This is a genomic window from Butyrivibrio hungatei DSM 14810 (assembly GCF_900143205.1).
Taxonomy (GTDB): Bacteria; Bacillota; Clostridia; order Lachnospirales; family Lachnospiraceae; genus Butyrivibrio; species Butyrivibrio hungatei.
Genome location: NZ_FRDH01000003.1, coordinates 282,120 through 307,762 on the forward strand (window position 1 = coordinate 282,120; position 25,643 = coordinate 307,762).

17 protein-coding genes are annotated in these 25,643 nt (G+C 41.2%); all 17 read right to left on the bottom strand.

The window, feature by feature from the left end; genetic code table 11:
* Positions 1 to 63: 63 nt before the first annotated feature.
* The 17 genes from BUA02_RS01325 to BUA02_RS01405 all read right to left on the bottom strand — a co-directional run bounded on the left by BUA02_RS01325 (position 64) and on the right by BUA02_RS01405 (position 25,643).
* The gene (locus tag BUA02_RS01325; protein ID WP_071176612.1) at positions 64 to 1,644 is read right to left on the bottom strand and encodes an extracellular solute-binding protein; all 1,581 of its coding nucleotides are present in this window, start codon (positions 1,642 to 1,644) and stop codon (positions 64 to 66) included.
* 65 nt (positions 1,645 to 1,709) lie between these two features.
* Positions 1,710 to 2,624: a carbohydrate ABC transporter permease gene (locus tag BUA02_RS01330; protein ID WP_242946453.1), complete on the bottom strand. Its 915-nt coding sequence runs from the start codon at positions 2,622 to 2,624 to the stop codon at positions 1,710 to 1,712.
* A gap of 17 nt (positions 2,625 to 2,641) precedes the next feature.
* Entirely contained in the window at positions 2,642 to 3,562 is a 921-nt protein-coding gene (locus BUA02_RS01335) for an ABC transporter permease (RefSeq protein ID WP_072700360.1), read from the bottom strand.
* Positions 3,563 to 3,727: 165 nt separating this feature from the next.
* Positions 3,728 to 6,001, bottom strand: a complete 2,274-nt coding sequence (locus tag BUA02_RS01340; RefSeq protein ID WP_178297588.1) for a helix-turn-helix transcriptional regulator — start codon at positions 5,999 to 6,001, stop codon at positions 3,728 to 3,730.
* Between the two features lie 176 nt (positions 6,002 to 6,177).
* Positions 6,178 to 6,612: a type II 3-dehydroquinate dehydratase gene (locus BUA02_RS01345; RefSeq protein WP_072700364.1), complete on the bottom strand. Its 435-nt coding sequence runs from the start codon at positions 6,610 to 6,612 to the stop codon at positions 6,178 to 6,180.
* Positions 6,613 to 6,627: 15 nt separating this feature from the next.
* On the bottom strand, positions 6,628 to 7,290 hold the full coding sequence (locus BUA02_RS01350) for a DUF1961 family protein (protein WP_072700366.1): 663 nt from the start codon (positions 7,288 to 7,290) through the stop codon (positions 6,628 to 6,630).
* A 22-nt stretch (positions 7,291 to 7,312) separates the two neighbouring features.
* Positions 7,313 to 10,579 carry a carbamoyl-phosphate synthase large subunit gene (gene carB / locus BUA02_RS01355; RefSeq protein ID WP_072700368.1) on the bottom strand — a complete coding sequence of 1,089 codons (3,267 nt, stop codon included), beginning with the start codon at positions 10,577 to 10,579 and terminating at the stop codon, positions 7,313 to 7,315.
* A gap of 117 nt (positions 10,580 to 10,696) precedes the next feature.
* Positions 10,697 to 11,923: a carbamoyl phosphate synthase small subunit gene (locus tag BUA02_RS01360; RefSeq protein ID WP_072700370.1), complete on the bottom strand. Its 1,227-nt coding sequence runs from the start codon at positions 11,921 to 11,923 to the stop codon at positions 10,697 to 10,699.
* Between the two features lie 26 nt (positions 11,924 to 11,949).
* Complete coding sequence (locus BUA02_RS01365; protein WP_072700372.1) at positions 11,950 to 15,756, bottom strand: phosphoribosylformylglycinamidine synthase; 3,807 nt, start codon at positions 15,754 to 15,756, stop codon at positions 11,950 to 11,952.
* Between the two features lie 78 nt (positions 15,757 to 15,834).
* Positions 15,835 to 16,431: a TetR/AcrR family transcriptional regulator gene (locus tag BUA02_RS01370; RefSeq protein WP_072700374.1), complete on the bottom strand. Its 597-nt coding sequence runs from the start codon at positions 16,429 to 16,431 to the stop codon at positions 15,835 to 15,837.
* Between the two features lie 91 nt (positions 16,432 to 16,522).
* Positions 16,523 to 16,990, bottom strand: coding sequence for a hypothetical protein (locus BUA02_RS01375; RefSeq protein WP_083385907.1), 468 nt, complete (start codon positions 16,988 to 16,990; stop codon positions 16,523 to 16,525).
* 919 nt (positions 16,991 to 17,909) lie between these two features.
* Complete coding sequence (locus BUA02_RS01380) at positions 17,910 to 20,207, bottom strand: GH1 family beta-glucosidase (RefSeq protein WP_072700376.1); 2,298 nt, start codon at positions 20,205 to 20,207, stop codon at positions 17,910 to 17,912.
* Positions 20,208 to 20,229: 22 nt separating this feature from the next.
* Entirely contained in the window at positions 20,230 to 21,375 is a 1,146-nt protein-coding gene (locus BUA02_RS01385) for an SGNH/GDSL hydrolase family protein (RefSeq protein ID WP_072700379.1), read from the bottom strand.
* A gap of 9 nt (positions 21,376 to 21,384) precedes the next feature.
* A complete protein-coding gene (locus tag BUA02_RS01390) occupies positions 21,385 to 22,407 on the bottom strand; it encodes a glycoside hydrolase family 130 protein (protein WP_071176623.1) in 1,023 nt (340 codons plus the stop codon).
* A gap of 16 nt (positions 22,408 to 22,423) precedes the next feature.
* Positions 22,424 to 23,593 carry a glycoside hydrolase family 130 protein gene (locus BUA02_RS01395; protein ID WP_072700381.1) on the bottom strand — a complete coding sequence of 390 codons (1,170 nt, stop codon included), beginning with the start codon at positions 23,591 to 23,593 and terminating at the stop codon, positions 22,424 to 22,426.
* 5 nt (positions 23,594 to 23,598) lie between these two features.
* A complete protein-coding gene (locus BUA02_RS01400; RefSeq protein WP_072700384.1) occupies positions 23,599 to 24,798 on the bottom strand; it encodes an AGE family epimerase/isomerase in 1,200 nt (399 codons plus the stop codon).
* Positions 24,795 to 25,643 carry a carbohydrate ABC transporter permease gene (locus tag BUA02_RS01405; RefSeq protein WP_072700386.1) on the bottom strand — a complete coding sequence of 283 codons (849 nt, stop codon included), beginning with the start codon at positions 25,641 to 25,643 and terminating at the stop codon, positions 24,795 to 24,797. Before BUA02_RS01405 ends, BUA02_RS01400 begins: the two co-directional genes overlap by 4 nt.

The following is a 25,643-nucleotide window of genomic DNA, read 5'->3' on the forward strand; positions in this document are numbered from 1 at the left end:
CCCTTCATTAAACACCCAAGCCGCCGCAGACTTTGCGACGGCTTGAGATTCAATCTTTACTTATTATTTTACCTGTGCATTTACTTCATCAATGATCTGCTGATATCCACGATCAAGAACATCCTGCCAAGCAGCCTTGAGCTCGTCCTCATTGATCTCGCCGCAGATATACTGTGTACGAGCCTGTGAGATCTTGTCATCAAGGTCCTTACCCTGTGAAGCGTATGTAGCTGAGTTGATAAGGTATGGAAGAGCTGGGTTAAGAACTGCATACTTCTCAGCATCTGCCTTTACATCTGCCTCTTTGATCTGACGCTCTGTCTTTTCCTCTGTAAGTTCTGACTCTGTTCCAGGAATGTAAGCAACGAGCTGGTTAAGTCCGTTGTAGTTAGCCTTAAGAGCATCATCAGAAGCATCAAGACGAACTACATTGCCGTTCTCGTTGATCTCGTATGTAACACCCTCAAGACCATAGTTTGTAAGGATAAGCATCTCCTCATCACACATCTTGTCGAGAAGTGTAAGAGCTGCTTCGATCTTCTCTGGTGTGTCGCAAGTTGAAGCTGAAAGTGTGAAGTATCCGTTGTAACCTGATGTTGCCATTGTCTTGCCATTGATGTTGCTAAGAAGGTTCATTGAAGCAAACTGTGAAGGATCTGTAACTGAAGGAATCTCGTTGTTTACGAAGTAATCCCAGATACGTCTTCCACCATCAAGAACGTCGATATATACACCGTTCTCACCATTCTTACATCCATCTGACCATGTGTCTGTTGTACGTGAAGCCCAGTCTGAAGGCATAAGGCCTTCTTCGTAGCACTTCTTGAACCAGTTAAGAGCCTCAAGGTACTCATCCTGCTGCCATACTGGAATAAGCTTTCCATCTTTCTCAGCCCATCCGTTACCGCAACCAAACCATGTCTGCATGATATCGAAAGGACCTGTGTAAGATGTCATCTCAAGACCGATTGTATCGTTCTTGCCGTTTCCATCTGGATCGCCATATGTGAACTGGTAAAGCATGTTGTAAACATCATCGATTGTCTTAGGCTCAGCAAGTCCAAGTGCATCAGCCCAGTCCTGACGATATGAAAGACCATAACGACCAAGTACACGTGCTCTGTAGATACCGATCTGCTTGCCATCTACTGTAAGAGACTCTGCTACTCCTGGGTTCTGCTGTGAAAGGTTAGGATACTTTGTAGAATCCTTAAGGTACTCTGTAAGGTCAACAAAAGCACCCTGCTTAGCTGCTGTTACAACTGTTCCTGTTACAGCGCCGTTCCATGTCATGATCATTGGCATAGACTTAGGATCCTGCATTGCAAGTGTTGCCTTCTCTTCAAGTACATCACTCTGTACCCACTGGATTTCAACGTCAACGCCTGTATGTTCCTCAAGCTGCTGCATAACCTGCTCAGCATAGTCACCTGTGTTAGATGCACCTGAGTTAAAGTCGATTGCCATAAATGTTACAGGTGGATACTCTACAGGTGCATCAGAAGCTGTATCTGCCCCCGCATTGTCAGCTGTCTGTGTTGATGCTGTAGAATCTGTTCCTGTTGTCTGTGTGTTTGAGCCACACGCTACTACCCCAAGTACCATAGAAGCACTTAGTAATGTTGCTAATAACTTCTTTTTCATAGAAATCCTCCTTCATTGGATGAAAAAATATATGCAAACTTCCTTGAAATAAGGAAGTTCTGCTCTCAACCTTTAACCGCTCCTACCATAACTCCTTTTGTAAAGAACTTCTGAACGAATGGGTATATTACGAGGATAGGTACAGTTGCAATAAGTGTTGTTGCCATTTTAACTGCTTTATCTGGTGGAGCTCCATTCTGGTCATAGTAGTCCATCATGATATCACTGATAGCACTTGCCTTAAGAACAATATTTCTCAGCATGATCTGTACTGTGTATTTGCTAGGTGTCTGAAGATAGATCATAGCGTTGAAATAATCGTTCCAGTAGCCTACTGCGTAGAAAAGAGATATTGAAGCAAGTACTGATTTGGAAAGTGGAAGAATGATAGTAAGGAATGTTCTAAACTCACTTGCTCCATCCATATATGCTGCTTCCTCAAGCTCCATAGGAAGCTCCTGGAAAAAGTTCTTTATGATGATCATATTGAAGGGGCTGATGGCTCCGATAAGGATAAGTGCCCAGTATGAATCATAAAGTCCATAGGCTCTAAGTACCATGAATGTTGGAATCATACCGCCTGAGAAAAGCATCGTTACGATTACCATGTTAAGGAAGAAGTTTCTTCCCTTGAAATGCTTTTTGGAAAGTGGATAAGCGAATGTAGTAGAAAGAACCATGTTCACTACTGTTCCAAAAAGTGTAAGGATAAATGAATTCTTAAGTCCCAGTAAGATGTTTCCATTATTGATAGAATATTTGTATGCGTTAAGAGACCATACTCTTGGAATGATGAAGAATGCTCTCTCCGTCAACTCTCTGTCTGTAGCAAATGAACCTGCTGCAATGTAGAGGAATGGAAGAAGTGTGATAATTCCAACGCATCCCATAAGTGTATAGATGATAACGTCTGTAATTCTATATCCAAGACTCATCTTTACGCCGCGGGCATCTCTTTTAATGATCTTTGTTTTAGCCACGTTTTCTTCCTCCTTCCTTAATAGATTCCTGACTCACCAGCTTTTTTAGCTGTCCAGTTAGCACCAAGTACCATGATCATTCCGACGATGGACTTAAACATACCAGCTGCTGTTGAGAATGAATACTGTGCGTTCTGAATACCTCTTGTATAGATGAAGGTATCAAAAACTTCTGCATAAGCTACGTTAAGATCGTTTCTCATAAGGAATATCTGCTCATAGCCTGTGTTAAGAATTGAACCAACTCTAAGGATCAACATGATGATTACTGTGCTCTTGATCGCAGGAAGTGTGATGTGCCACATCATCTGCCATCTTCCGGCACCATCTACTCTGGCTGCCTCGTACATTTCCTGATCAACGCCAGCAAGAGCTGCCAGATAAATGATTGTTCCATAACCAGTTTCTTTCCAAATGTCCTGACCAACGATCAGTCCCCAGAAATGCTTGGCACTTGAAAGAATAGGGATTGCTGATCCGCCCATCATCTTAATGAGCATATTTATAAGACCGTCATTTGTGTTAAAGAGCTGATATGAAAGTGAAGCTACAATAACCCATGATACAAAGTGAGGGATATAAATAAATGTCTGAACAAGCCTCTTGTACCAGTTGTGTCTGATCTCATTAAGTAAAAGAGATAAGATGATCGGAGCTGGGAAATATAAAACCAACTGGGTTAATGAAATACCAAGTGTATTTCTAAGTAATATCAGGAAGTCCTGATTTGAAAAGAACTGTTTAAAGTTATCAAACCCTACCCATGGACTTCCCCATATTCCCTGGAATGGGGAATAGTTTTTAAAAGCGATTACGAGACCTGCCATTGGCACATATCGGAACAAGATGAAGTACAATAGTCCCGGAAGCAGCATCAGATATAATCCTTTGTGACGCCACACGTATGCCAGTAGCTTTCGATCTTTACTACTATTCATACCTACCTCCTAAAAGCGTTTTAGTAATTGTGTCTTTATTTCAAGCTGTTCGCTTTGTATGTGGAAATTATATGAATGCTCATCTCATAACGTCTATAATCAATTTCTTGCATAATAAAAAACACCCGATTTCTCGGATGTTTTTAGAAGTAATCAACAAAATGATTATACCTGTTCTGCCCTGGATACCTGTCTGAATTTACCAGGAGTAGTTCCTACCATCTTGTTAAAGAATCTTATAAAGTTCTGTGCGTTTGTATAACTAAGTTTCTCTGCTATTGCTCCAACTGTCATATCCGAATTTGTCAAAAGATCTTTTGCAAGCTTTAACTTATACTGCTCCACATACTCTGTGAAGGTCATATTCTTTTCTTCCTTTAAGACTCGCCAGATATAGCTTGTATGATAGCTAAGTATCTCTGAACATTCATTAATAGTAATGTTTCCAGATTTTGATTCAACCAGCTGTTCAATAGCAGCCATTATTGTTCCTGACTGATTCTCAATGAGCTGATTCTGCTTGTAGATCACAGGATCTATCATATTAAACTTAATATACTTTCTAACTCTGTTAAGATCATGGTAATCAATGATTACAGGATAAATATCTTTAACTTCTTCTCTAAATACATCCATTCCCAGGCCAGAGTTCTGAGCTTCCATTACTATGGAATTAACCAGCTGTAATAGTATTGGTATTGTGTTATCACGTGTTATTTTTTGTCCTATGAGATTAGCAAATATCTCATCAATCAACCTATAAGCTGATTCTTTATCACCAAGCCTTAATGCTCTTTGAAGTTCCTGTTCCTTGTCTTCATCGTACTTAACAAGCGCATATCCAGAATCTTCACTGTAGCGGCTTACAAAGCTTCCTGTATCTATCTTTCCATGCTGTATAGCCTGAGCACTTTCTGTGTACGCCTCATTTATCTGGTAGATATTGGTGTATGGTCTGCTGATACCTATTCCAATGTTCATACCGTACTTGTTGTAGATGTACTGCCTGATGTAATTGTAGTTCTTTAACATGATCTCCCTGAACTCCTCAGTATCCTTCGTTTCCACAAAGGCAACAACTGATCTTGAGTAATACACCATAGGAAGAAAGTACTTTCTGGTATCAACATTCCTTTTGAGCTCATCTATGATCTCTGTGCATATTCTCTTCTCTTCATCAGCAGAGATAACAGTGTCTTCATTTATCATCTTAAGAACAAGTGTTATTATCAGGTAATTCTCTGGAATCTTGTCCGATAGAGAAAGTCTGTAGATATATTGATCTATCTCTTCTTTGGTAAGCTCATTTCTGTAAAGCCTCATTGCAAATAGATTTGTGGTGTGTTCAATCAGCGCTTCATTTTTGTTATCGAGCCTTTTTACGCTGTTAGTCAAATATTTCAGTTCGTCCTCTCCAGGAAGGAGCTGTTCAGAATTTTCCTTGGCAATCTCAGATGCAGCGGCGTGAATTGGCTTGTATATGCTATAGAAAACGATTATCGATATCAATAACAAAAGTAATACAACAATCACAAATCCAAACACCTGATATATATTAGTAAATATCTCAAGTCCTTCATTGTAATAAGAAACATAAAGCTGAAGTCCTGCCACTGAATAGGTACTTCTGCTTACATAAACTTTTTTGCCTTTTCCTATATTAAGAATGTGACTGGTCTCATCTGGCTCGTCTAGTTTGTACTGATCTATAAGCTTCACCAGTTCGTCATTTGTTGAAAAGATAACCTCTCCATCAGCAGAGTAAAGAACTGCATCCTGATTCTTTTGAAGCTGTTTTTTCAGATCAGTCGTTATCTGTTTCATATTCATATTTATGACAAATAGTGCATATGGAGTGACCTCTGAATAAGGAACAAACAGTATCAGATCAAGACCGCTGATAGGGACTGTCATCCTGTAGTCCCTTGAATTCTTGTCTGGAGCTTCGCTGTCTATATATATCCAAAGGTTCTTGGTGTAGGTTTCTATGTAGGTATTATAGATATCCATGATCTCATCAAGGTTAAGGACCTCGCTTGTTGGATATCTTCCCCTACTACCCAAGACAGTGCCTGTCTTAAAGTTTACAAGCGTATAAGCAGAAACATAATCAGAAACTATATTATTACCAGAAAGAGTATCCGCTGCATCAGTTATGGCGCTGACCTGATCATAATCAATATCGTTCTCAACGATATACTTGACCTCATCATTTGTCTGAGTTGCAAGATAATATTTATATACGGTAACAAAAGTATTCTCCAAACTTGCCATGATATTATCAGTATCTTTAGATAGTTCTGAAACCCTCAGTTCCGTATTTCTTTCTATATAACTGCGCACAAAAATAGTGCCAAAGGACACCACTGTCACAATAAGAAACAGTGTTATCGCAATTAGCACTCTATACTTGTACCTCATATTCTTAATAATCTTCAACACCATAATCCCCCAAAAATGATATTTGCTAGGATTATAGCATTATTTGTTTTACATTTTTATTAAAATATTGACCTAAATCTGTACATAATTGCACAAATTTTATGTAACCCACTCCGTTTCCATTTTTTATCATAAAAGCATCAAGATAATGCCCTTTAAGAAACCAAAAACGCTTAGTGGGTTTCCTTGATGTAATCCATAGCCTCCAGATATCCATCAAGGCCGTGACCGTAGATCTGCTTGTCACAGGCAGGTGCTGTTACTGAGATCTTGCGGAATTCTTCACGGGACTGGATGTCTGAGATATGGACTTCTACTTTGGTGATGTTCTCGATGCTCTTAAGGGCGTCGTGGATGGCGTAGCTATAGTGTGTATAAGCTCCAGGATTGATGACTATGCCTTCTGTACCATCACTGTAGGCCTCTTGGATCCTGTCGATTATGGCTCCTTCGTGGTTGGACTGGAAAAGAACTACTTCATCGCCATCTTTTTTGGCTTTTTCGCTAATAAGATTGCAAAGGTAGTCATAGTCCTGATTGCCATATACTGCCTTTTCTCTTATTCCAAGAAAGTTTAAGTTTGGTCCGTTAATTACAAGTATCTTCATCTCTTATCCTCTTTATCAGATCCAGGTCACTTTAAGGTTTCTATACTCAGCGATCATAGGTGCAAGCTGACGAAATCCTACGTTTCCACCTGTCAAAAGATCTCCATAAGTCATGCCATCATCGACAAATTCAAATATCTGAAGGTCATTTACAAAGAATACAACTTTGTTCTTGGTCTTAAGAACAGTTATCTTGTACCAGTCAGAATCAACCGATGCATCAGGAATAGGATCTGCTCCCTGACATACCAGGTGAAAACCATAGCTTTTTCTTAAGTTACAGGTATGAAAGGCTCTTTCATCTGGCTCTTTTCTTCTGAAATATGAAACGTGGAAGGCATTGATGTCACCTGAATGGTACTGTCTGTACTCACCAGTTCGTTTTTCAAGTCCCTCGTCAAAGATATTTCCAGCTCCGTTTCTTGCTTTAGCTGCAAAAAACATCATGGCAAGTCCAGGCTCTTTTATTGGCCTGAACTCCCATTCAATCTTAACATCTGATGGAAAAGACACTGGACACCATAAAACAAAGTTGGCTTTCTGACCTTCCTCTGCAGAAAGCTCATTCTCAAGTCTCATGGCTCCGTTATCAAAAGATATCCTGGCTTTTCCTTCCAAAATAAAATCTTTAATATCTTCCTGTGAAGAAAGCTTATTTTCATAGATTATTTTTGACATTGTAATCCCCCGAATAACATTATCAAAGTTTAGCAATATCTACGAGTTCAAGACCTTCTTCTGTTTCTTCTGTCTCCAAGCTTGTTACAAGAGCTCTTGCTGTATCAAGGGCTGTGATAACGTTAACACCTGTCTCAATTGCAGTTCTGCGGATAAGGAATCCATCACGACTCTTATCTCTTCCCTGAGTAGGTGTATCGATAACAAGGTCAATCTTGTGACCAAGAATAAGGTCGATAACTGTAGGTGACTCCTGGCTGATACGGTTGATCTTTCTTGCTTTTACGCCGTTCTCATTGAGTGTATCAGCTGTTGAACGAGTTGCATAAATGATATATCCAAGTTTTTCGTATCTGCGTGCAATATCGATAATCTCGCCCTTATCAGAGTCTTTTACTGTAATGATCATCTGTTTGTATTTAGGAAGCTTGACGCCTGCTCCAACGAAAGCCTTATAAAGAGCTTCATTGAAGTTCTTGCTGATACCAAGACATTCACCTGTACTCTTCATCTCAGGTCCAAGGCTGATCTCAGCTCCTCTGATCTTCTCAAATGAGAATACTGGCATCTTGATAGCCACATATCCAGCCTCTGGCTGAAGTCCAGGCTTGTAACCAAGGTCTTTGAGCTTCTTGCCCATCATAACCTCTGCAGCAAGGTCAACTATAGGAATACCTGTTACCTTACTGATATAAGGAACTGTACGGGATGATCTTGGGTTTGCCTCGATGATGTAAACCTCATCTCCTACAGCGATGAACTGAACATTTATAAGTCCGATTACATGAAGTGCCTTGGCAAGTCTTCTTGTATACTCGGCAATTGTCTCTTTTACCTTATCAGAAAGAGACTGTGCAGGATATACAGAGATTGAATCTCCTGAGTGAATACCTGATCTCTCGATATGCTCCATGATACCTGGGATCACGATGTCCTCGCCATCACATACGGCATCAACTTCAGTCTCAATACCCTGAAGATATTTATCAACAAGGATTGGGTGATCCTGAGCATATCTGTTGATGATATTCATGAACTCTTCGATCTCAGCATCTGAAAGAGCTATCTGCATTCCCTGTCCGCCAAGTACATATGAAGGACGAACAAGTACAGGATAACCAAGTCTGTTAGCAACTTCCTTGGCTTCTTCTGCTGTATAGACTGTAGCACCCTGAGCACGCTTTATCTGTGTTTCTTCAAGGATCTGGTCAAAGATCTCTCTATCTTCAGCAGCATCTACGTCCTTCGCATCTGTACCGTAGATCTTAACTCCCATCTTCATAAGATCCTGGGTGAGCTTGATGGCAGTCTGTCCACCAAACTGAACTACCGCACCGTCTGGTTTTTCAAGACGAACTATATTCTCAACATCCTCTGGAGTAAGTGGCTCAAAGTAGAGCTTATCAGCTATATCAAAGTCAGTTGATACAGTCTCTGGGTTGTTATTAATGATGATAGTCTCAAATCCGGCTTTCTTGAATGCCCATGTTGCATGAACTGAACAGTAGTCGAACTCGATACCCTGTCCGATCCTGATAGGACCTGAACCAAGTACAAGGATCTTTTTCTTGCCACTGTTTGCACTAAGTGCGGCTTCATCCTCAGAGTCTTTTCCGTTATATACTGAGTAATAATATGGTGTTGCAGCCTCAAACTCAGCAGCACAGGTATCTACGATCTTGAAAGTAGCATGAATATTGTATTCATCCCTAAGCTCTTTTAACACATCCTGTGTAAATCTTGTAAGTCTTGAGATAACTGCATCCGGATACTCTAATCTCTTAGCCTCAAGAAGTGTCTCGTAAGAGATGATCTTCTTGGCATCTTCTAATGTACCAGCCTTACCTTCACTGTTCTTTTCACCGATCCTTAGGAGTTTGAGCTCCATCTTAACAAGTGTATGAAGCTTGTCGATGAACCAGTGATCGATCATTGTGATGTCATGGATCTGATCATGGCTGATTCCTCTTCTAAGAGCTTCAGCAATAACCCAAATTCTCTGGTCATCAACAATCTTAAGTCTCTCTAAAAGGTCTTCGTCATCAAGTTCAGAGAAATCATAACTTGTAAGGCAGTCAACGTGCTGCTCCAAAGAGCGGATAGCCTTCATCATAGCACCTTCGAAGTTAGTGCAGATACTCATAACTTCACCGGTTGCCTTCATCTGAGTTGTAAGAGTTCTCTTAGCTGTAATGAACTTATCGAAAGGAAGTCTTGGGAACTTTACTACGCAGTAATCAAGTGTTGGCTCGAAACTTGCATATGTCTTTCCTGTAATTGCATTCTTGATCTCATCAAGTGTATAACCAAGAGCAATCTTGGCTGCAACCTTGGCTATAGGATAACCTGTTGCCTTGGAAGCAAGAGCTGATGAGCGGCTAACTCTAGGATTAACCTCGATTACGCAGTACTCAAAGCTTGTTGGGTGAAGAGCAAACTGTACATTACATCCACCTGTGATCTGAAGCTCATCAATGATATTAAGAGCTGCGCTTCTTAGCATCTGATATTCCTTATCAGAAAGAGTCTGAGAAGGAGCAACTACTATTGAATCACCTGTATGAACACCTACAGGATCAATGTTTTCCATGTTGCAGACTGTGATGCAGTTTCCTGCACTGTCTCGCATTACTTCGTACTCGATTTCCTTCCAACCTGAGATACAACGCTCTACCAGTACCTCGTTGGCACGTGAAAGTCTAAGACCATTTTCAAGGATTTCTTCACATTCAGCCTGGTTATAAGCTATACCACCGCCTGATCCACCAAGTGTGAACGCAGGTCTGAGAACTACTGGGTATCCGATCTTGTTGGCAAAAGCCACACCATCTTCAACGTTATGAACAACTAATGAAGCTGCGCAAGGCTCACCGATCTTTTCCATGGTGTCCTTGAATTCCTGTCTGTCCTCAGCTTTTCTGATTGTTTCAGCTGTTGTTCCAAGGAGCTTGACTCCGTGAGATTTAAGGAAGCCTGATTCATCAAGCTCCATGCCAAGATTAAGTCCTGCCTGTCCTCCAAGAGTAGGAAGGATTGAGTCTGGTTTTTCCTTTTCAATGATCTGTTCAAGGACCTTTACTGTAAGAGGCTCGATATAAACCTCGTCAGCAATATCCTTATCTGTCATGATTGTAGCTGGGTTTGAGTTTACAAGTACTACTTCTATTCCTTCTTCTTTGAGGGAACGGCAGGCCTGTGTTCCAGCATAGTCAAATTCTGCGGCCTGTCCAATTACTATAGGACCGGAACCGATGACCAGTACCTTTTTTACATCTAAATTTTTGGGCATTTATTTTCCTTTCTCGCCATGCCGACAGACTCGAAATTACTTCGTAATTCCTCGTTGTCGCGGCGTCGCCGTATATTCATCGTGATACATAAAAACATATATGCAAGCATATATTTTTTATGTATCGCTCTTCATGCATGGCTCTCTTTTCGCGCACATGTTTATAAATCTATCAAACAGATAGCTTGAATCCTGTGGTCCAGGGCATGCTTCCGGATGGAACTGCACCGTAAAGATGTTCTTGCCTACATATGCAAGGCCTTCGTTTGTTCCATCGTTTACATTTATAAATGCTGGCTCAGCCACATTCTTGTCAATCTTATCCATGTCTACTACGTAGCCGTGGTTCTGGGATGAGATATACACTCTGCCAGTAGCAAGGTCTTTTACCGGATGGTTACCACCTCTGTGTCCATACTTCATCTTGTAGGTATCAGCACCAGTTGCAAGAGCCATGAGCTGATGTCCAAGACAGATTGCAAAAATTGGCTTGTTTGAATCATAAAGTTTCTTGATCTCAACTATGATATCTTTGCATTCCTTTGGATCTCCAGGGCCGTTTGAAAGCATGATTCCATCTGGATTATCCTTAAGGATCTCTTCTGCTGAAGTATTTGAAGGATATACTGTTACATCACATCCTCTTGCAGCAAGAGAATCTGCAATGTTTCTCTTCGCACCGAAGTCTAAAAGAGCTACCTTAAAGCCTTTACCATTAAGTTTCTTAACGATTGCAGGCTTTTTCTCTTTCTTAGAACTGTCGCCCTTTCTTGATGCTTCGTAATCTTCTTTATTGAAGACCGCACTGCCTGAAAGTGGTCCGTTCTCGCTAAGATCTGAAACGCCTTTTACAAGATACTTTTCTTTGCAGGAAACCTTTGAAACCACATCTCCTGTTGTATAGGCTTCAAGCTTAGCCTTGATATCCTCGTATTTGATATTCTCATTAGTTGTAATATATCCGTTCATTGTGCCCTTTTCTCTAAGGATCCTTACAAGGGCTCTTGTATCTATTCCTTCGATTCCTGGAATCTCATACTTTTCAAGGAATTCCTGAATTGACATGTCACATCTGAAGTTAGAAGGAATATGAGACAGTTCACGGACAATAACCGCATCTACCCAGATTCTCTCTGACTCCATATCTTCTACGCATACGCCGTAGTTACCGATCAGCGGATATGTCATGCAGACTGCCTGGCCTGCATAAGACGGGTCTGTAAATACCTCTGTGTATCCAGCCATTGATGTGTTAAAAACGATCTCACTAACAACATCTTTGTCTGCACCTATATGTTTTCCCTCAAAGACGGTTCCGTCTTCTAAGATTAAGAAAGCTTTCATTTATTTCCTCCGTATTATTTCTATGATTAAGAGAAGTATCTTACTCCAGATTCAAAGATCTTGAGATCCTGTTCTCCGTAGATGTTAACTGCTACGCCGTTACCTCTTCTCTCTGAGTGAGCCATCTTACCAAAGCATCTTCCATCAGGTGAAAGGATACCTTCAACAGCTCTGTATGATCCGTTGATGTTCCACTCATCATCCATTGTGATATTGCCATCAAGGTCGCAGTACTGTGTTGCAATCTGTCCATTTGCAAAGAGCTTATCAAGCACATCCTCAGGAGCAACAAATCTTCCTTCACCGTGTGAAGCAGGGTTTGTGTACACTCCGCCAAGCTCAGCCTCTGCAAGCCATGGAGAATTATTTGATACTACCTTGATAGTAGCCATCTTGGAAATGTGTCTACCAATAGTATTGAATGTAAGTGTAGGTGAATCTGGTGTCTGGCCTGTGATCTTGCCGTTTGGAACAAGTCCCAGCTTGATCATAGCCTGGAATCCGTTACAGATACCAAGTGCAAGGCCATCTCTATTCTGTAAGAGGTCTTCTACAGCTTCTTTTATCTCTGCATTCTGGAATGCAGTTGCAAAGAACTTAGCACTTCCATCAGGTTCGTCACCAGCTGAGAATCCACCTGGGAACATGATGATCTGTGCGTTCTTGATTGCTTTCTTAAACTCTGCTACAGATTCTTCGATATCTGATGCATTTCTGTTTCTGAAGATTCTGATCTCAGCATTTGCTCCAGCTCTTTCAAAGGCCTGAGCACTGTCGTATTCGCAGTTTGTTCCTGGGAATACCGGGATGAATACTGTTGGCTTAGCAACCTTATTCTTGCATACGTAGATACTGTCTGCTTTGAAAAGACCTGTGTCTACCTTATCTTTTTCTGCATTAACTGTTGAAGGGAATACCTTCTCGAGCTTGTTCTTCCAGCTATCAAGTGCCTCTTTTTCTGACATTGAAGCGCCTGCAAGTGTAAAGGTTCCATCAGCTGTTACTGTACCAACCTCTCTAGAACCTGCAACCTTAAGGGCATCAGCAAGGCTCTCTGCAGGTACCTCGGCAATGATGTCTGCGATATCGTTCTTGAAGAATTCTTCTGCCTTAAGGCTATCACTAAATGCAACTCCAAGGCCATTACCGAATGCCATCTTACTTGCTGCTGCAGCAAGTCCGTATGCGTCCTCAGCGTATGCAGATACGATCTTTCCATTTCTCATGAGCTCTGTGATCTGGCTATAGAGCTCCATAGCCTTGTCATAATCAGGAAGATCATAGTTATCTCTTGGAAGCTTAAACTGTACAAGCTTGTTGCCTGCAGCCTTGAGTTCAGGTGTGATCACATCTGAAAGCTTAGCAACATCTACTGCAAAAGATACAAGTGTAGGTGGTACGTTTATCTCATTGAAGGATCCTGACATAGAGTCTTTTCCACCGATTGATGCAATTCCGAAGCGAAGCTGTGCTTCAAATGCTCCGAGAAGTGCTGTAAATGGCTGACTCCAACGCTGTGGATCTTCTGTCATTCTCTTGAAGTACTCCTGGAATGTGAAGTGGAGGTTCTTGTAATCACCGCCGCTTGCAACGATTCTTGATACAGACTCTGTTACGGCATAAGCTGCTCCGTGATATGGGCTCCAGCTTGAAAGATATGGGTCAAAGCCATAGCTCATCATAGTTACTGTATCTGTCTTTCCAGAAAGAACTGGTAATTTAGCGATCATTGTCTGTGTCTCAGAGAGCTGATACTTTCCACCGTAAGGCATGAGAACTGAGCCTGCTCCGATTGAGGAGTCGAACATCTCAACAAGGCCTTTCTGTGAGCATACATTAAGATCTGAAAGTGTCTCTTTGAAGGCTGTCTTTACGTCTCCCTTTGAAAGAGCTTCTTTTACCTTATCAGAAGCAATCTGCTCGAGGTAGTTGTCTGACTTAGAAGGTATCTCAACCTTTACTGAAGTCTCCTGATGAGCTCCGTTTGTGTCAAGGAATGCTCTCTTGATATTTACGATCTTCTTGCCTCTCCAGCTCAAAACAAGGCGAGGCTCCTTAGTAACTACTGCAACCTCTACAGCTTCAAGGTTTTCTTCTGCTGCGTATGAAAGGAACTGCTTAACATCCTTAGGAGCAACAACAACTGCCATTCTCTCCTGTGACTCTGAGATTGCAAGCTCTGTTCCATCAAGGCCGGCGTATTTCTTTGGCACAAGGTCAAGGTTGATATCAAGACCTGGTGCAAGCTCACCGATTGCTACTGAAACTCCGCCTGCTCCAAAGTCGTTACACTTCTTTATAAGTTCACTAACTTCAGGTCTTCTAAAGAGTCTCTGAAGCTTTCTCTCTGTAGGGGCATTACCTTTCTGAACCTCTGCGCCGCAGGTTGTAAGTGACTTTGAATCATGAGCTTTTGATGAACCTGTTGCTCCGCCGCAGCCATCTCTACCTGTTCTTCCGCCGAGGAGGATAATGATATCTCCTGGATCAGCGCTTTCTCTGATAACATGCTCCTGTGGAGCTGCACCCATTACTGCACCGATCTCCATTCTCTTAGCTACATAACCTGGGTGGTATACCTCTTTTACATAGCCAGTTGCAAGTCCGATCTGGTTACCATATGAAGAATAACCAGAAGCAGCGCCTCTAACAAGCTTCTTCTGTGAAAGCTTGCCCTTCATTGTCTCTGCTACAGGAACTGTAGGATCAGCTGCGCCAGTTACACGCATAGCCTGATATACATATCCTCTTCCTGAAAGTGGATCTCTGATTGCTCCGCCAAGGCAAGTAGCAGCGCCACCGAATGGCTCGATCTCTGTTGGGTGGTTGTGTGTCTCGTTCTTGAAAAATACAAGCCAATTCTCAGTCTTAACTCCATCGCCGTAGTCTACGTCTACAGGAACTACAACTGTGCAGGCATTGTTTTCTTCAGACTCTTCCATGTCTGTGAGCTTTCCATCTTTCTTGAGCTTCTTCATACCCATAAGGGCAATATCCATAAGAGAAATGAACTTCTCTTTCTTTTTATCCTCTGACTGATAAAGGGTATCTCTGGCTGAGAGGTACTCATTGTATGTATTCTCAATAGGAGCTTTGTAATCGCCTTCGCCGAACTCTACATTCTTGAGCTCTGTTCCGAAAGTTGTATGGCGGCAGTGATCTGACCAGTATGTATCAAGAACTCTGATCTCTGTCATGGAAGGATCTCTCTTCTCATCCCCAGAGAAGTACTCCTGTATCCACTTGAAATCATTGAATGTCATAGCAAGTCCAAGTGACTCATAAAGACTCTTAAGCTCTGCTTCAGACATGTTGATGAAACCATCGAAGATCTTTACATCTTCTGGATCTTCATAGTTTGTTACAAGTGTTTCTGGCTTGCTCTCTGCAGCAATTCTTGAATCAACCGGATTCATTGTATAATCTTTGATCTTGGAAAGGTCCTCATCTGAGACATCTCCCATGATCATATATGTAACAGCAGTTTTGATAACCGGTTCCTCGTCACCTTTAATAAAGCGAACACACTGCTCAGCAGAATCAGCTCTCTGATCGAACTGTCCTGGAAGAGCTTCTATGCTAAAAACATGTGCGCCCTGAGGGATTTCAATGTTTTCTCTGTAGAGAATATCTACAGGAGGCTCTGAAAAAACTGTAGTGCATGCTTTTTCAAAAACATCTTCTGAAACATTTTCTACATCATAGCGAATGAATATTCTGACGTCACTTACGCTTTTTACGCCAAGGTAGCCCGAGATCTCAGACTTTAGTTCTTTTGCCTTGCCTGCAAAAGGGGCTTTCTTTTCAACATAGATTCGTTTTACACTGCTCATAATATCTCCTCATTTCTGATATTTTGTGATTTGTATTTAAAATAAAGAGTGCTCTTAAATAAGCACTCTTTATTAATACTAACTATTTGATTCATCGGGCACTAATCCCTCTAATACGAACATTAATTCTCTATCAATGGCCTCTTCTGTAATACCAATAGTATTAGCAGTGATCTTGAGCCCTTCTACAACATACATAAGATTACGAGCACATCCAATAGGATTCTCGCAATAGAACTCACCACTGTCAATTCCATTTTCAATAAGCTTTTCAACTATTCTAACAGCTGTATCAAATTTTTCTTTAAGGGGATTTTCTTTTGCCGATACTTTATTAACGGAAAAATATTCATATGTAGCGACAGTGAGATTATTCTTCTTCCTGAGTATTTCTTTTTTCTGCTCCTTTAGGAAAAGAGCTAACATATCGCCAGCGGAAGCATTACCGGAAAGTGCTGCTCCAACTGCCTCTTCGTCGTCCTCGTGGACGTCCGCGGATAGAACTTCTAGAAATAATTCTGACGTACTGGAAAAATAGAGATAAAGACCCCCGCGACTAATGTCACAGGCATCTACAATGTCCTTCATGGTAACATCCTTGAAGCCTTTTTCAGAAAAAACTTCCCTGGCTTTGTCAAGGATATACTGTTTCTTTTTCTCTGACTTCTCTCCCATTAAATCTCTTCCCCAAACCTACAGTAATCAAGGAAGTTCTGCCTCATGTTCCCTGGCAGAACACATTCAAATCAGACTCGATATTATCTCGTCAGACTTTCACAGACCACATTTTCAAAAGTTCATCCATTTTGTTAACTACCATGTATAAAACTCCATTATATACACCCTCTGCCCAAACAGTACCTTTGGTCATTCCTGAGAGGATATACTTGGAAAGAATACCAGCAAGGTCGTCCATATCTTTGATCTCTGCGTTCTGGATGAATAAGATCTCATCCTTTGCGTTAGCAAGACGGTTCCTTGTGTATACATAGACATAATTGCGATCTAGCAGATTAGTACTCTGCGCTGCCTTTACAAAGGCAAGAAGATTGGAATCATAAATAGGAAAAGGCATAGATTTAAGGTCACTATTGGAATAGCTCTGAGCAACTTCATGCTTGGCATTTTCCTTGAGCCAATGAAGATGTGGCATCAATTTATCAACTTCTGGACGATACCTGGAAACAATATCTTCTATACTGTTCTCATTGAAAGTACGATCGTTCTCCATCATAAAAGACACTCTCCTTTCCCAATTCCTCACCAATTATAACAAGGCTGTCATAAAAAGTACAGACTAATTTTGTGATAACAAAATTTTCCTATTGAGACTAAAAATATGCAAAATTACCTAGATTTGAATTGTGGGTTAAAGGGGTATATTTGCTCGGCTTGCTACTATGTTGCCAGGGGCTTGCTCGACTTGATACTACTCTATCAGAAGAAAAGTTCTAGTCAACCCTGCGCAGGCGCACTGCTTCGCAGCTTCGGGGTTGACTAGTCTTTTCCTTCTGATAAAGAGTAGTTAAGCCGAGCAAGGGATAAGTGAGCGTCTATGCCGCTACAGAATTGGGTACCATTACCTGCATCACGGCTCATGGTGTCTATGCAGGTAATGTTTTTCTCCGCAAGTTTATCTCAGCCCTGCATTTCTTACCTGCATTTACGCTTTGAGTTAACTTGCAGGTAACTTTTTCCCCTGCAAATCTATCTCAGCCCTGCATTTCTTACCTGCATTTACGCTTTGAATTAACTTGCAGGTAACTTTTCTCTCCGCAAATCTTCCTCACCCCTGCATTTCTTACCTGCATTTACTCTTTTAATTAACTTGCAGGTAACTTTTCTCTCCGCAAATCTTTCTCAACCCTCTATTTCTTACCTGCATTTACTATTTGAGTTAACTTGCAGGTAATTTTTCTCTCCGCAAGTTCTTCTTGCCCCTATAAACCGTGGCGACGGAGACGCTCACTAATGCCTTGCCTTGCTTAGCTACTTTATATAATAAAGAAAAGACTAGTCACACCCCGAAGCTGCGAAGCAGTGCGCCTGCGCAGGGTTGACCAGTCTTTTCTTTATTATAAAGTAGTATTAAGCAAGGCAAGCACACTTACAGGCCTACACAGTGCCCAAAGCAAGTTCAGCCTAGATTCATCTCACGCCTCTGATGATACGATAAGCTTCATCTTGCCGCTAAATACAGCTTTGCCGTATCCTACAGGAAGAATGAAGTGATCACCAAGCTTTATAGGATGGCTTCCAATAAGTCCATCACCTTCAATTACTGATACCAAGATGTAATGTTCATTTACATCAATTTCAAGTTCAGAAGTAACATTTACTCTTGATACATTGTAATATTCACAGCTATTAAGAAGTCTTATGCCCTGCGCCTTATCTGTATCATGCACGATTGCTGCTGATACATCTGTTGCAGGAACTGTAATGACGTCCTTACACTTATCTACGTGAAGTTCACGCTTGGCGCCATTCCAAAGCCTGTCATAATCGTAAAGTCTGTAAGTGATATCACTGTTCTGCTGTGTTTCAAGGACAACAACTCCACCCTTTATAGCATGAACTGTGCCAGGATTGATCTGAATGAAGTCACCCTTAGAGATCTTAACTTCTCTGATAAGGTCATTCCACTTGCCCTGATCCATCATATCGCAGAGTTCCTGTCTTGTAGCTGCGTTATGTCCTACAACAAGACTTGCATCATCGTCGCAATCAAGTACATACCAGCACTCCATCTTGCCAAGAGAACCATTCTCATGCTCTGCAGCATACTTATCATCTGGATGAACCTGAATGCTAAGATCAGACTTTGCATCAATTATCTTGGTAAGAAGTGGGAATCTGTCATGATGAGTTCCAAAGAGCTCATTATGGCTATCATATAATTCATCAAGTCCCATTCCTCTATATGGACCGCTCTTAACTACAGCTGCACCGCCTTTAAGAGCTGAAATTCCCCAGCACTCTCCAATATCGTCGCCTTCAACATCATATCCAAAGACTTCTCTAAGTTTAGTTCCGCCCCAGATATTATGAGTAAAATGAGGTGCAAGGAAAATTGGTTCTTTAAAACTATTATTAATAGAAAGATTTGCTCCGTTTGTCTCCATAACCTTTTTAAACCAAAAGCCAGAATCCTTGATAGTACGCTTAAGACTTGGATAATCAACATAAACAAGTCCAAATCTCTTAGTATATCCATCAGCCCATTCAAAGTTATCGCAGTAGCTCCAATGGAAATATCCCATGATAGAAGCACCTTCATCTGCTGCCCTCTGAAGCTCACTGATATACTGATCAAGGAATGCTATCCTGCTGCCGTCATGAATGCCTCCGTCAGGAGCCACGATATCGCAATCAGCCATACCATTCTCTGTAATAAGAATATCTTTGCCATATCTCTCGTAGAGGAACTTAGGTCCCCAATAAAGTGCACATGGAGTAACAGGCCATGTCATAGCAGTCTGATTGTAGCCTCTGTCTCTGTCAGCATAAACAATCTCACCATTTTCTCCAGCACTTACTGGATATCCGTTATAGATATTTTGTCCAATGAAGTCTATAGGCTGATTGATAAGTTCAAGATCTTCTTTCGTGATTTCGAATAGATCATCCTTAAAGAGTTCAATTCCATCCTCAGGATATTTGCCAAATATAACAGGATCAAGGAACCACGTAACATTCCATGCCCAATTGCCCTTATCCTCATCAAAGCCAAAGTATCTCTTCTTGGCAGCCTCAATATCAGCTGGTGAATCAGTATTTGGATAAGCCACGCCGCATGTTGGAGCATATCCAATCTTGGCATTTGGAGCAAGTCTCCTAAGTGCCTTAACAGCAAGGCCATGAGCCTTCAAGAGATTATGTGCTGCAAAAAGAGTATCCTTAAGCGGAAGCTTCTTGCCAGGAGCGTGATATCCTCTTACATAGCCAAGGCCAATCGTGCACTGAGGTTCATTAAATGTAATGAAATCATCACAAAGATCTGCGAAGTTCTCACCTACTACCTCAGCATATCTCTCAAACCACTTTGAGCTCTCTGGGTTAACCCAGCCCCCCTTTTCTTCAAGTGCAAGTGGATATTCCCAGTGGAAAAGAGTCATAAAAGGTCTGATACCATTTTCTTTCATGCAGATAAGCATATCTCTATACAGATCAACTGCCTTCTGATTAACTTCGCCAATACCATCAGGAATAAGTCTACTCCAGCTGATAGAAAATCTGTAAGCCTTAACTCCCATCATACGCATGATAGCAAAGTCTTCTTTGTATCTATGGATGAAATCACATGCCACATCAGCATCTGAGCCATCGACAATAGTCCCTTTTTTGACAAAGTCGTCCCAGATATTGAGTCCTGCGCCGTCATTTGCATCTCTTCCTTCAATCTGGTAAGAGCTGGTAGCAACTCCCCATATAAAGTCATTTCTGAACATAGCTTTACTTCCAATCTAATAATTATTTGGTAATGATGACTGATACCAGGTTAAATGGCACTGCCTCACCGTTTTTGTCATCTATAACTTCGATCTCGAGTTTATGAGGTCCCTTATCTCCATGCAAAAAGATCTGTTTGATATCAAGTAGGTCTCCCCAAGTTTCATCGAATGCGGAATCTATTATGATCTTCTCTGACTCATTGCCATCAACTATAGCCGAAACAACAGGAGCCGGACGCTTCATAGTCTTGTCATACTGGATGGCTATTCCAGTGCATTCGTTCTCTCCATCAAATTCAAAAACTATCTTATCATTTTGTTTTGAACCAAGCCACCCATTTTTAAAACAATCTGTGACATCCTTCTGAACTGAAGTATCTGTTACAAATCCTTTAAGCTCAGGCTCAAAAACCCTGTTGTCTATTCTCTTTGCTGATTCAAAGGAATTAACAGTAAGTGGCGCAAGTTCCTTTTCATCATCACCATCAGCTAATATCTCATCTCTTTTACCCTTGTATTCTTCATATAAAGAGCCAAAGAGATTAGCTAATACCCTACTAAGTAGGTCATGTCCTGTGTCATTTGGATGAAGTCCATCAGGAGAAAGAGTCTGAACATCCTCGATCTTGCCTGATAAGATATCCTCGTAGATAGCACCATGCATTGATGCTGCAGGAATGCCGTAGTATCTGGCAACCTTGGAATGTATCCTCTCTGCAGTCTTGCCATCCTGATAAAAGAAATTAAATAATGAAGCTACAGCTGGTCTAGCGTCGCTATAAAGAAGCTTTCTGATGAGCCCTTCGTAGCTTTCATAAAAATATTCATTGCACTCGTCATTGACAGAAAACTCAACAAGCACAAGATCGGGATCATGCGCAAGTACGTCTCTGTCACATCTTGCAGCACCAAAGGCTGAAGTTGTTCCGCCGACACCTGCATTTACATAGGTAATGTCTGCCTCCTTAAATGTCTCTTTAAACCACTCATATGTCTTGTAGGCATAGCAAGTTGTGGGCAAAGAAGAAAGGCTTCCCTGGGTGATGGATCCCCCAAGGAAGCATATGGTAGTTTTTTCGCCTTCTTCAAGCTTTCTAAAGAGTTTAGAAAGCCTTGTCATGTCACCATGATTTGCTATAGCCTTTGTTTTATCAAACGCTATCATAGTTTTTCCTTATCTGATTCCGAGCTCTGTATCACTCTCACGCACTACAGAGTGCTCTTTGATGTAGTCAATAATGTCGTCAAGTCTTGTGAAGGCCAGGGCTACGTAGCTATCAGCAGCGCCGTAGTAGATTGCGATCTTGCCAGTCTCACTGTCGTGAAGTGTTGCGCATGGGAATACAACGTTAGGAACAAATCCTCTCTCCTCATACCACTCCTCCGGAGTTAAGATGAATGTCTCGCAGCGATACTTAACCTTTGAAGGATTGTCGATATCAAGGATCGCACCACCGATAGAATAAACAAAACCGTTACATGTGCTGCTTACACCGTGATAGAACATAAGCCAACCTTCGCTTGTCTCAATAGGAGCAGCTCCGCCGCCGATCTTAACTGACTCCCACCACTCTGGTGAACGTTCCATAACATGTCTGTGATGTCCCCAGTACTCCATATCTGGACTCTCAGAAAGGAAGATATCACCAAAAGGTGTATGTCCGCTATCTGAAGGTCTTGAAAGAAGCATGTACTTGCCATTAATCTTTCTAGGGAAAAGAACTGCATTTCTGTTAAATGGAATGAATGGGTTCTCAAGTCTCTCGAAAGTCTTGAAGTCCTGTGTCTTAGCCATTCCGATAGAAGCTCCGTAGAAATCCTGGCACCAAATGATATAGTATGTATCCTCAACCTTTACAAGTCTTGGATCATAAGCATATCTTGGCATGAAAGGATTGCCCTCTTTGTCGATGAAAGGAATCTTCTCAGTCTCAAACTCCCAGTGAATAGCATCTTCACTGTGTCCAAGATAAATGTAAGGAATACCGTTTGTCTGCTCTCCTCTGAATACGCCGATGAATTTTCCTTCATAAGGCATAACAGCGCTGTTGAAGATTCTGGCAACACCAGGAACTGGATTTCTTCCGATAATAGGGTTCTCTTTGTATCTCCAAACAGGTGCTCCCTCGAATTTCTCTGGGCCTTCCTGCCATGGAATGTTCTTTAATGGTTCACTGATCATCTTATACTTAGACATTTTTTCATTCTCCTTTTCATTTACCTAAAAGTTCAAGATTCTTTGAAATAAGCTCACATCTTTGTTTTACGCAGTCAGGGCTCCTGCCAGGATCCTGTGGTGTGTTGAATACATAATCCATGAGCTTATCGATCGTTGTTGTAGCTACATGAAGTCTTGTATCTGATGAAGCATAGTAGATAAATACTTCATTCTTTTCATTAACAATGGCGCCGTTTGTGAATACCACGTTGCTAACGTCTCCGACTCTCTCGCCCTGTCTTGGTCCTATCAAAAGACCTGATGGCTCTGCGATGACCTTAGAAGGATCCTTAAGGTCAGTTGCAAATGCGTAAATAACATATCTGAGACCTGCTGCTGTATTTCTAACACCGTGAGCAATGTGGATCCATCCCTTCTCAGTCTTGATAGGAACAGCACCTGCACCGTTCTTGGCTTCTGTGATCTGATGATATCTGCGAATTGAGGTCATCTTCTCTTCATCGATAACTGCATGTTCAATATCATCACAAAGTCCAAATCCAATACCGCTTCCACTTCCAGTCTCAATAAAGTCATCCATAGGTCTTGTGTAGAAAGCATACTTGCCATCTACAAACTCAGGATGAAGAACTACGTTTCTTTGCTGTGGAGAGCGCTTTGTTATAAGGTTTGGAAGTCTCTCCCATGTCTTAAGGTCTTTTGTTCTAACGATACCAGCCTCAGCTACTGCAGCTGAAAGATCGGCATTCTTTGTATCTTTTGACTCAGAACAGAATACACCGTAAATATAGCCATCTTCATGCTGAGTAAGTCTCATATCATATACATTTGTTTCATTTGCTACTGTATCAGGAAGTACAACGGGATAGTCCCAGAATCTGAAGCCTTCTGTTCCCTTGTCACTTTCTGCAACTGCAAAAAAAGATTTTCTGTCAGCCCCTTCTACTCTGGCCACAAGGTAGTACTTGCCATCTAAATAGATAGCACCTGAATTCATGACCGCATTGATGCCAAGTCTCTCCATAAAGTATGGGTTTGTCTCTTCATTAAGATCATATCTCCAAAAAAGAGGAGCATGCTCTCTTGTCAGAACCGGATTCTCATACCTGTCATAGATTCCGTTGTAAAAGTCACTTTTTTTGTTTGGTCTTGTAATGAGTTCTTCCTGGCTTTTTAAAAGCTCATTGTACTTTGGGTGTATCATCTCTTTTACTCCATTCTTTTTATTATCTCAATGCACATCCTGCCGTTGTGATATGGACATTTCCACGGATCAACAATTGGCAGATCTGCTGCAGGCTTACCATCTTTGCTAACTTCCCAGAACCACTCGGAACCTTTTCTTTTATCTATTACATAGGAAAAAATAAAATTCAAACAACTCTTTGCAGCATCCAAAAACTTATCTTCTGAATTACCTGATTTCTGGTAGGCATTTACAAAGCCAACAACTGTCTCAGCCTGTACCCACCAAACTCTGTTTTCATTTACAACACCCTTTTCACATTCATATGCAAGAGAGTGTCCATCAAAAGCAACGTCATAGACCTGTTGGGCCAGATCTTTAGTGATCGGTGTTATCCTCTTACTAAGACTATGCTCCTCATCGTCAATAACTTCAACAGCTCTATCTATAAGCCACGATGTTTCTATGTCGTGACCATAGCTGTGAAGATCAAGGATCGAATTATACTCATCATCAAAGAACACTTCCTGCCTGTGAAGTTCTTTGTTGTATACCTTTGTGGCAAAAAGATCTAAGATCTTTTCAAGAACTCTTTTGACTTCTCTATCCCTTCCTACTCTGTAGAGCTCGGTATAGGCTTCAAGAACATGCAAAAGAGTATTCATAGTCCTGTCAGCCATTACTCCATTTTCAGAGAGTTTGTCATTGCTGATCCTGTTAAACTTACGATCAGAAGCTTCAAGATAGCCCTTATCATCTTTGCATCTAGTCTCAATAGTGCTGAAGATGTTTCTTGCAAGGTCCAGAGCCTTAACATCCATAGAAGCCTCATAATACGCTGACAGCGCATAGATCGCAAAAGCCTGATTGTATGTGTGTTTGGTGGGGTCATCCACTTTACCATCATAGGTAAGCGACCAGAAAACTCCGCCATTTTCCTTGTCAAAAAAGCTCTTTGCTAAAAATTCATAGGCATGTCTGGCCTCTTCCAATAAAGAGTCATCCTTTAAAAGTGTATATGCACTTGAGAAAAACCACAATATCCTACTATTTAAAATGCATCCTTTAACAGCTTTTTTATCAAGATCAAGGTCGTATCCAAGATACCCGTAATAGCCGCCAAATTCGTCATCTCTTAGACCTTTCCAAAAAGGTATTATACCATTAACAAAATGATTTTTTACTTCTGTAACCACTTCTTTTACCTCTTTTTTACTGATCATCCCTTAACTGCGCCTGCTGTGAGTCCTGAATAGATCTGCTTCTGGCAGAGTATGAACACAATAAGAGCTGGAAGAAGTGAAATGATAACACCTGCACAGATAAGGTTATACTTGCTGCCAAGAGGGCCTACAAAGGTATACAGTGATGTTGCTACTGTTGCGTACTTCTTTTTGTCCTGAAGATAAAGACTTGCACAATAATACTCGTTGTATGTTCCTACCCCCTTCAAAATACAGCTTGTAACAATAGCCGGTTTAAGCAGCGGGAAAAGAACTTTGTAAAAGATCGTAAAGTAATTGGCACCGTCAATGATTGCAGACTCATCAAGGGAATAATCAATATTCTCAAAGAACTGGATATAGATATAGATTGCAATGATATCTGTTCCGCACATCATAATGATGTAACCTGCAAGTGAATTGATAAGACCAAGATTGTACATGATCTCATATACTGCGATCTGCATAGCTACGCCCGGAAGCTGAGACGCAAAAAGAAACAGCGCTCTGATCACGGTATTACCAAAGAATTTGAATCTGTTAAGTACATAAGCAAGCTGTGTTCCGATCATTACTGAAAAAAATAAAACGCAAACCAGGATAATGGTTGAATTCATGAAAGCCCTTGCCATTCCTGCTTTTTTGAAGGCCTGCACGAAGTTATCGAAATATAGCCAGCTCTGTGGCATTGTCATTACGTTTGTGGTCTGATATTCAGTATCTGTCTTGAATGCAGTGATGAAGCAAGATACTACCGGAAGTACAGCCGCAAATGCAAAAAATACGAGAGATAGATATTTAGCTACTGTAAGCAATATTCTACCTATTTTATTTAAGATATTCAT

Excerpts from the sequence above, each read along its gene's own strand:
- BUA02_RS01360 (WP_072700370.1), bottom strand. The coding sequence starts at position 11,923 with ATGAAAGCTTTCTTAATCTTAGAAGACGGAACCGTCTTTGAGGGAAAA.
- BUA02_RS01390 (WP_071176623.1), bottom strand. The coding sequence starts at position 22,407 with ATGTCTAAGTATAAGATGATCAGTGAACCATTAAAGAACATTCCATGG.
- BUA02_RS01350 (WP_072700366.1), bottom strand. The coding sequence starts at position 7,290 with ATGTCAAAAATAATCTATGAAAATAAGCTTTCTTCACAGGAAGATATT.
- BUA02_RS01380 (WP_072700376.1), bottom strand. The coding sequence starts at position 20,207 with ATGTTCAGAAATGACTTTATATGGGGAGTTGCTACCAGCTCTTACCAG.
- BUA02_RS01370 (WP_072700374.1), bottom strand. The coding sequence starts at position 16,431 with ATGGGAGAGAAGTCAGAGAAAAAGAAACAGTATATCCTTGACAAAGCC.
- BUA02_RS01405 (WP_072700386.1), bottom strand. The coding sequence starts at position 25,643 with ATGAATATCTTAAATAAAATAGGTAGAATATTGCTTACAGTAGCTAAA.
- BUA02_RS01385 (WP_072700379.1), bottom strand. The coding sequence starts at position 21,375 with ATGATAGCGTTTGATAAAACAAAGGCTATAGCAAATCATGGTGACATG.
- BUA02_RS01395 (WP_072700381.1), bottom strand. The coding sequence starts at position 23,593 with ATGATACACCCAAAGTACAATGAGCTTTTAAAAAGCCAGGAAGAACTC.
- BUA02_RS01365 (WP_072700372.1), bottom strand. The coding sequence starts at position 15,756 with ATGAGCAGTGTAAAACGAATCTATGTTGAAAAGAAAGCCCCTTTTGCA.
- BUA02_RS01325 (WP_071176612.1), bottom strand. The coding sequence starts at position 1,644 with ATGAAAAAGAAGTTATTAGCAACATTACTAAGTGCTTCTATGGTACTT.
- BUA02_RS01345 (WP_072700364.1), bottom strand. The coding sequence starts at position 6,612 with ATGAAGATACTTGTAATTAACGGACCAAACTTAAACTTTCTTGGAATA.
- BUA02_RS01400 (WP_072700384.1), bottom strand. The coding sequence starts at position 24,798 with ATGATCAGTAAAAAAGAGGTAAAAGAAGTGGTTACAGAAGTAAAAAAT.
- BUA02_RS01375 (WP_083385907.1), bottom strand. The coding sequence starts at position 16,990 with ATGATGGAGAACGATCGTACTTTCAATGAGAACAGTATAGAAGATATT.
- BUA02_RS01335 (WP_072700360.1), bottom strand. The coding sequence starts at position 3,562 with ATGAATAGTAGTAAAGATCGAAAGCTACTGGCATACGTGTGGCGTCAC.
- carB (WP_072700368.1), bottom strand. The coding sequence starts at position 10,579 with ATGCCCAAAAATTTAGATGTAAAAAAGGTACTGGTCATCGGTTCCGGT.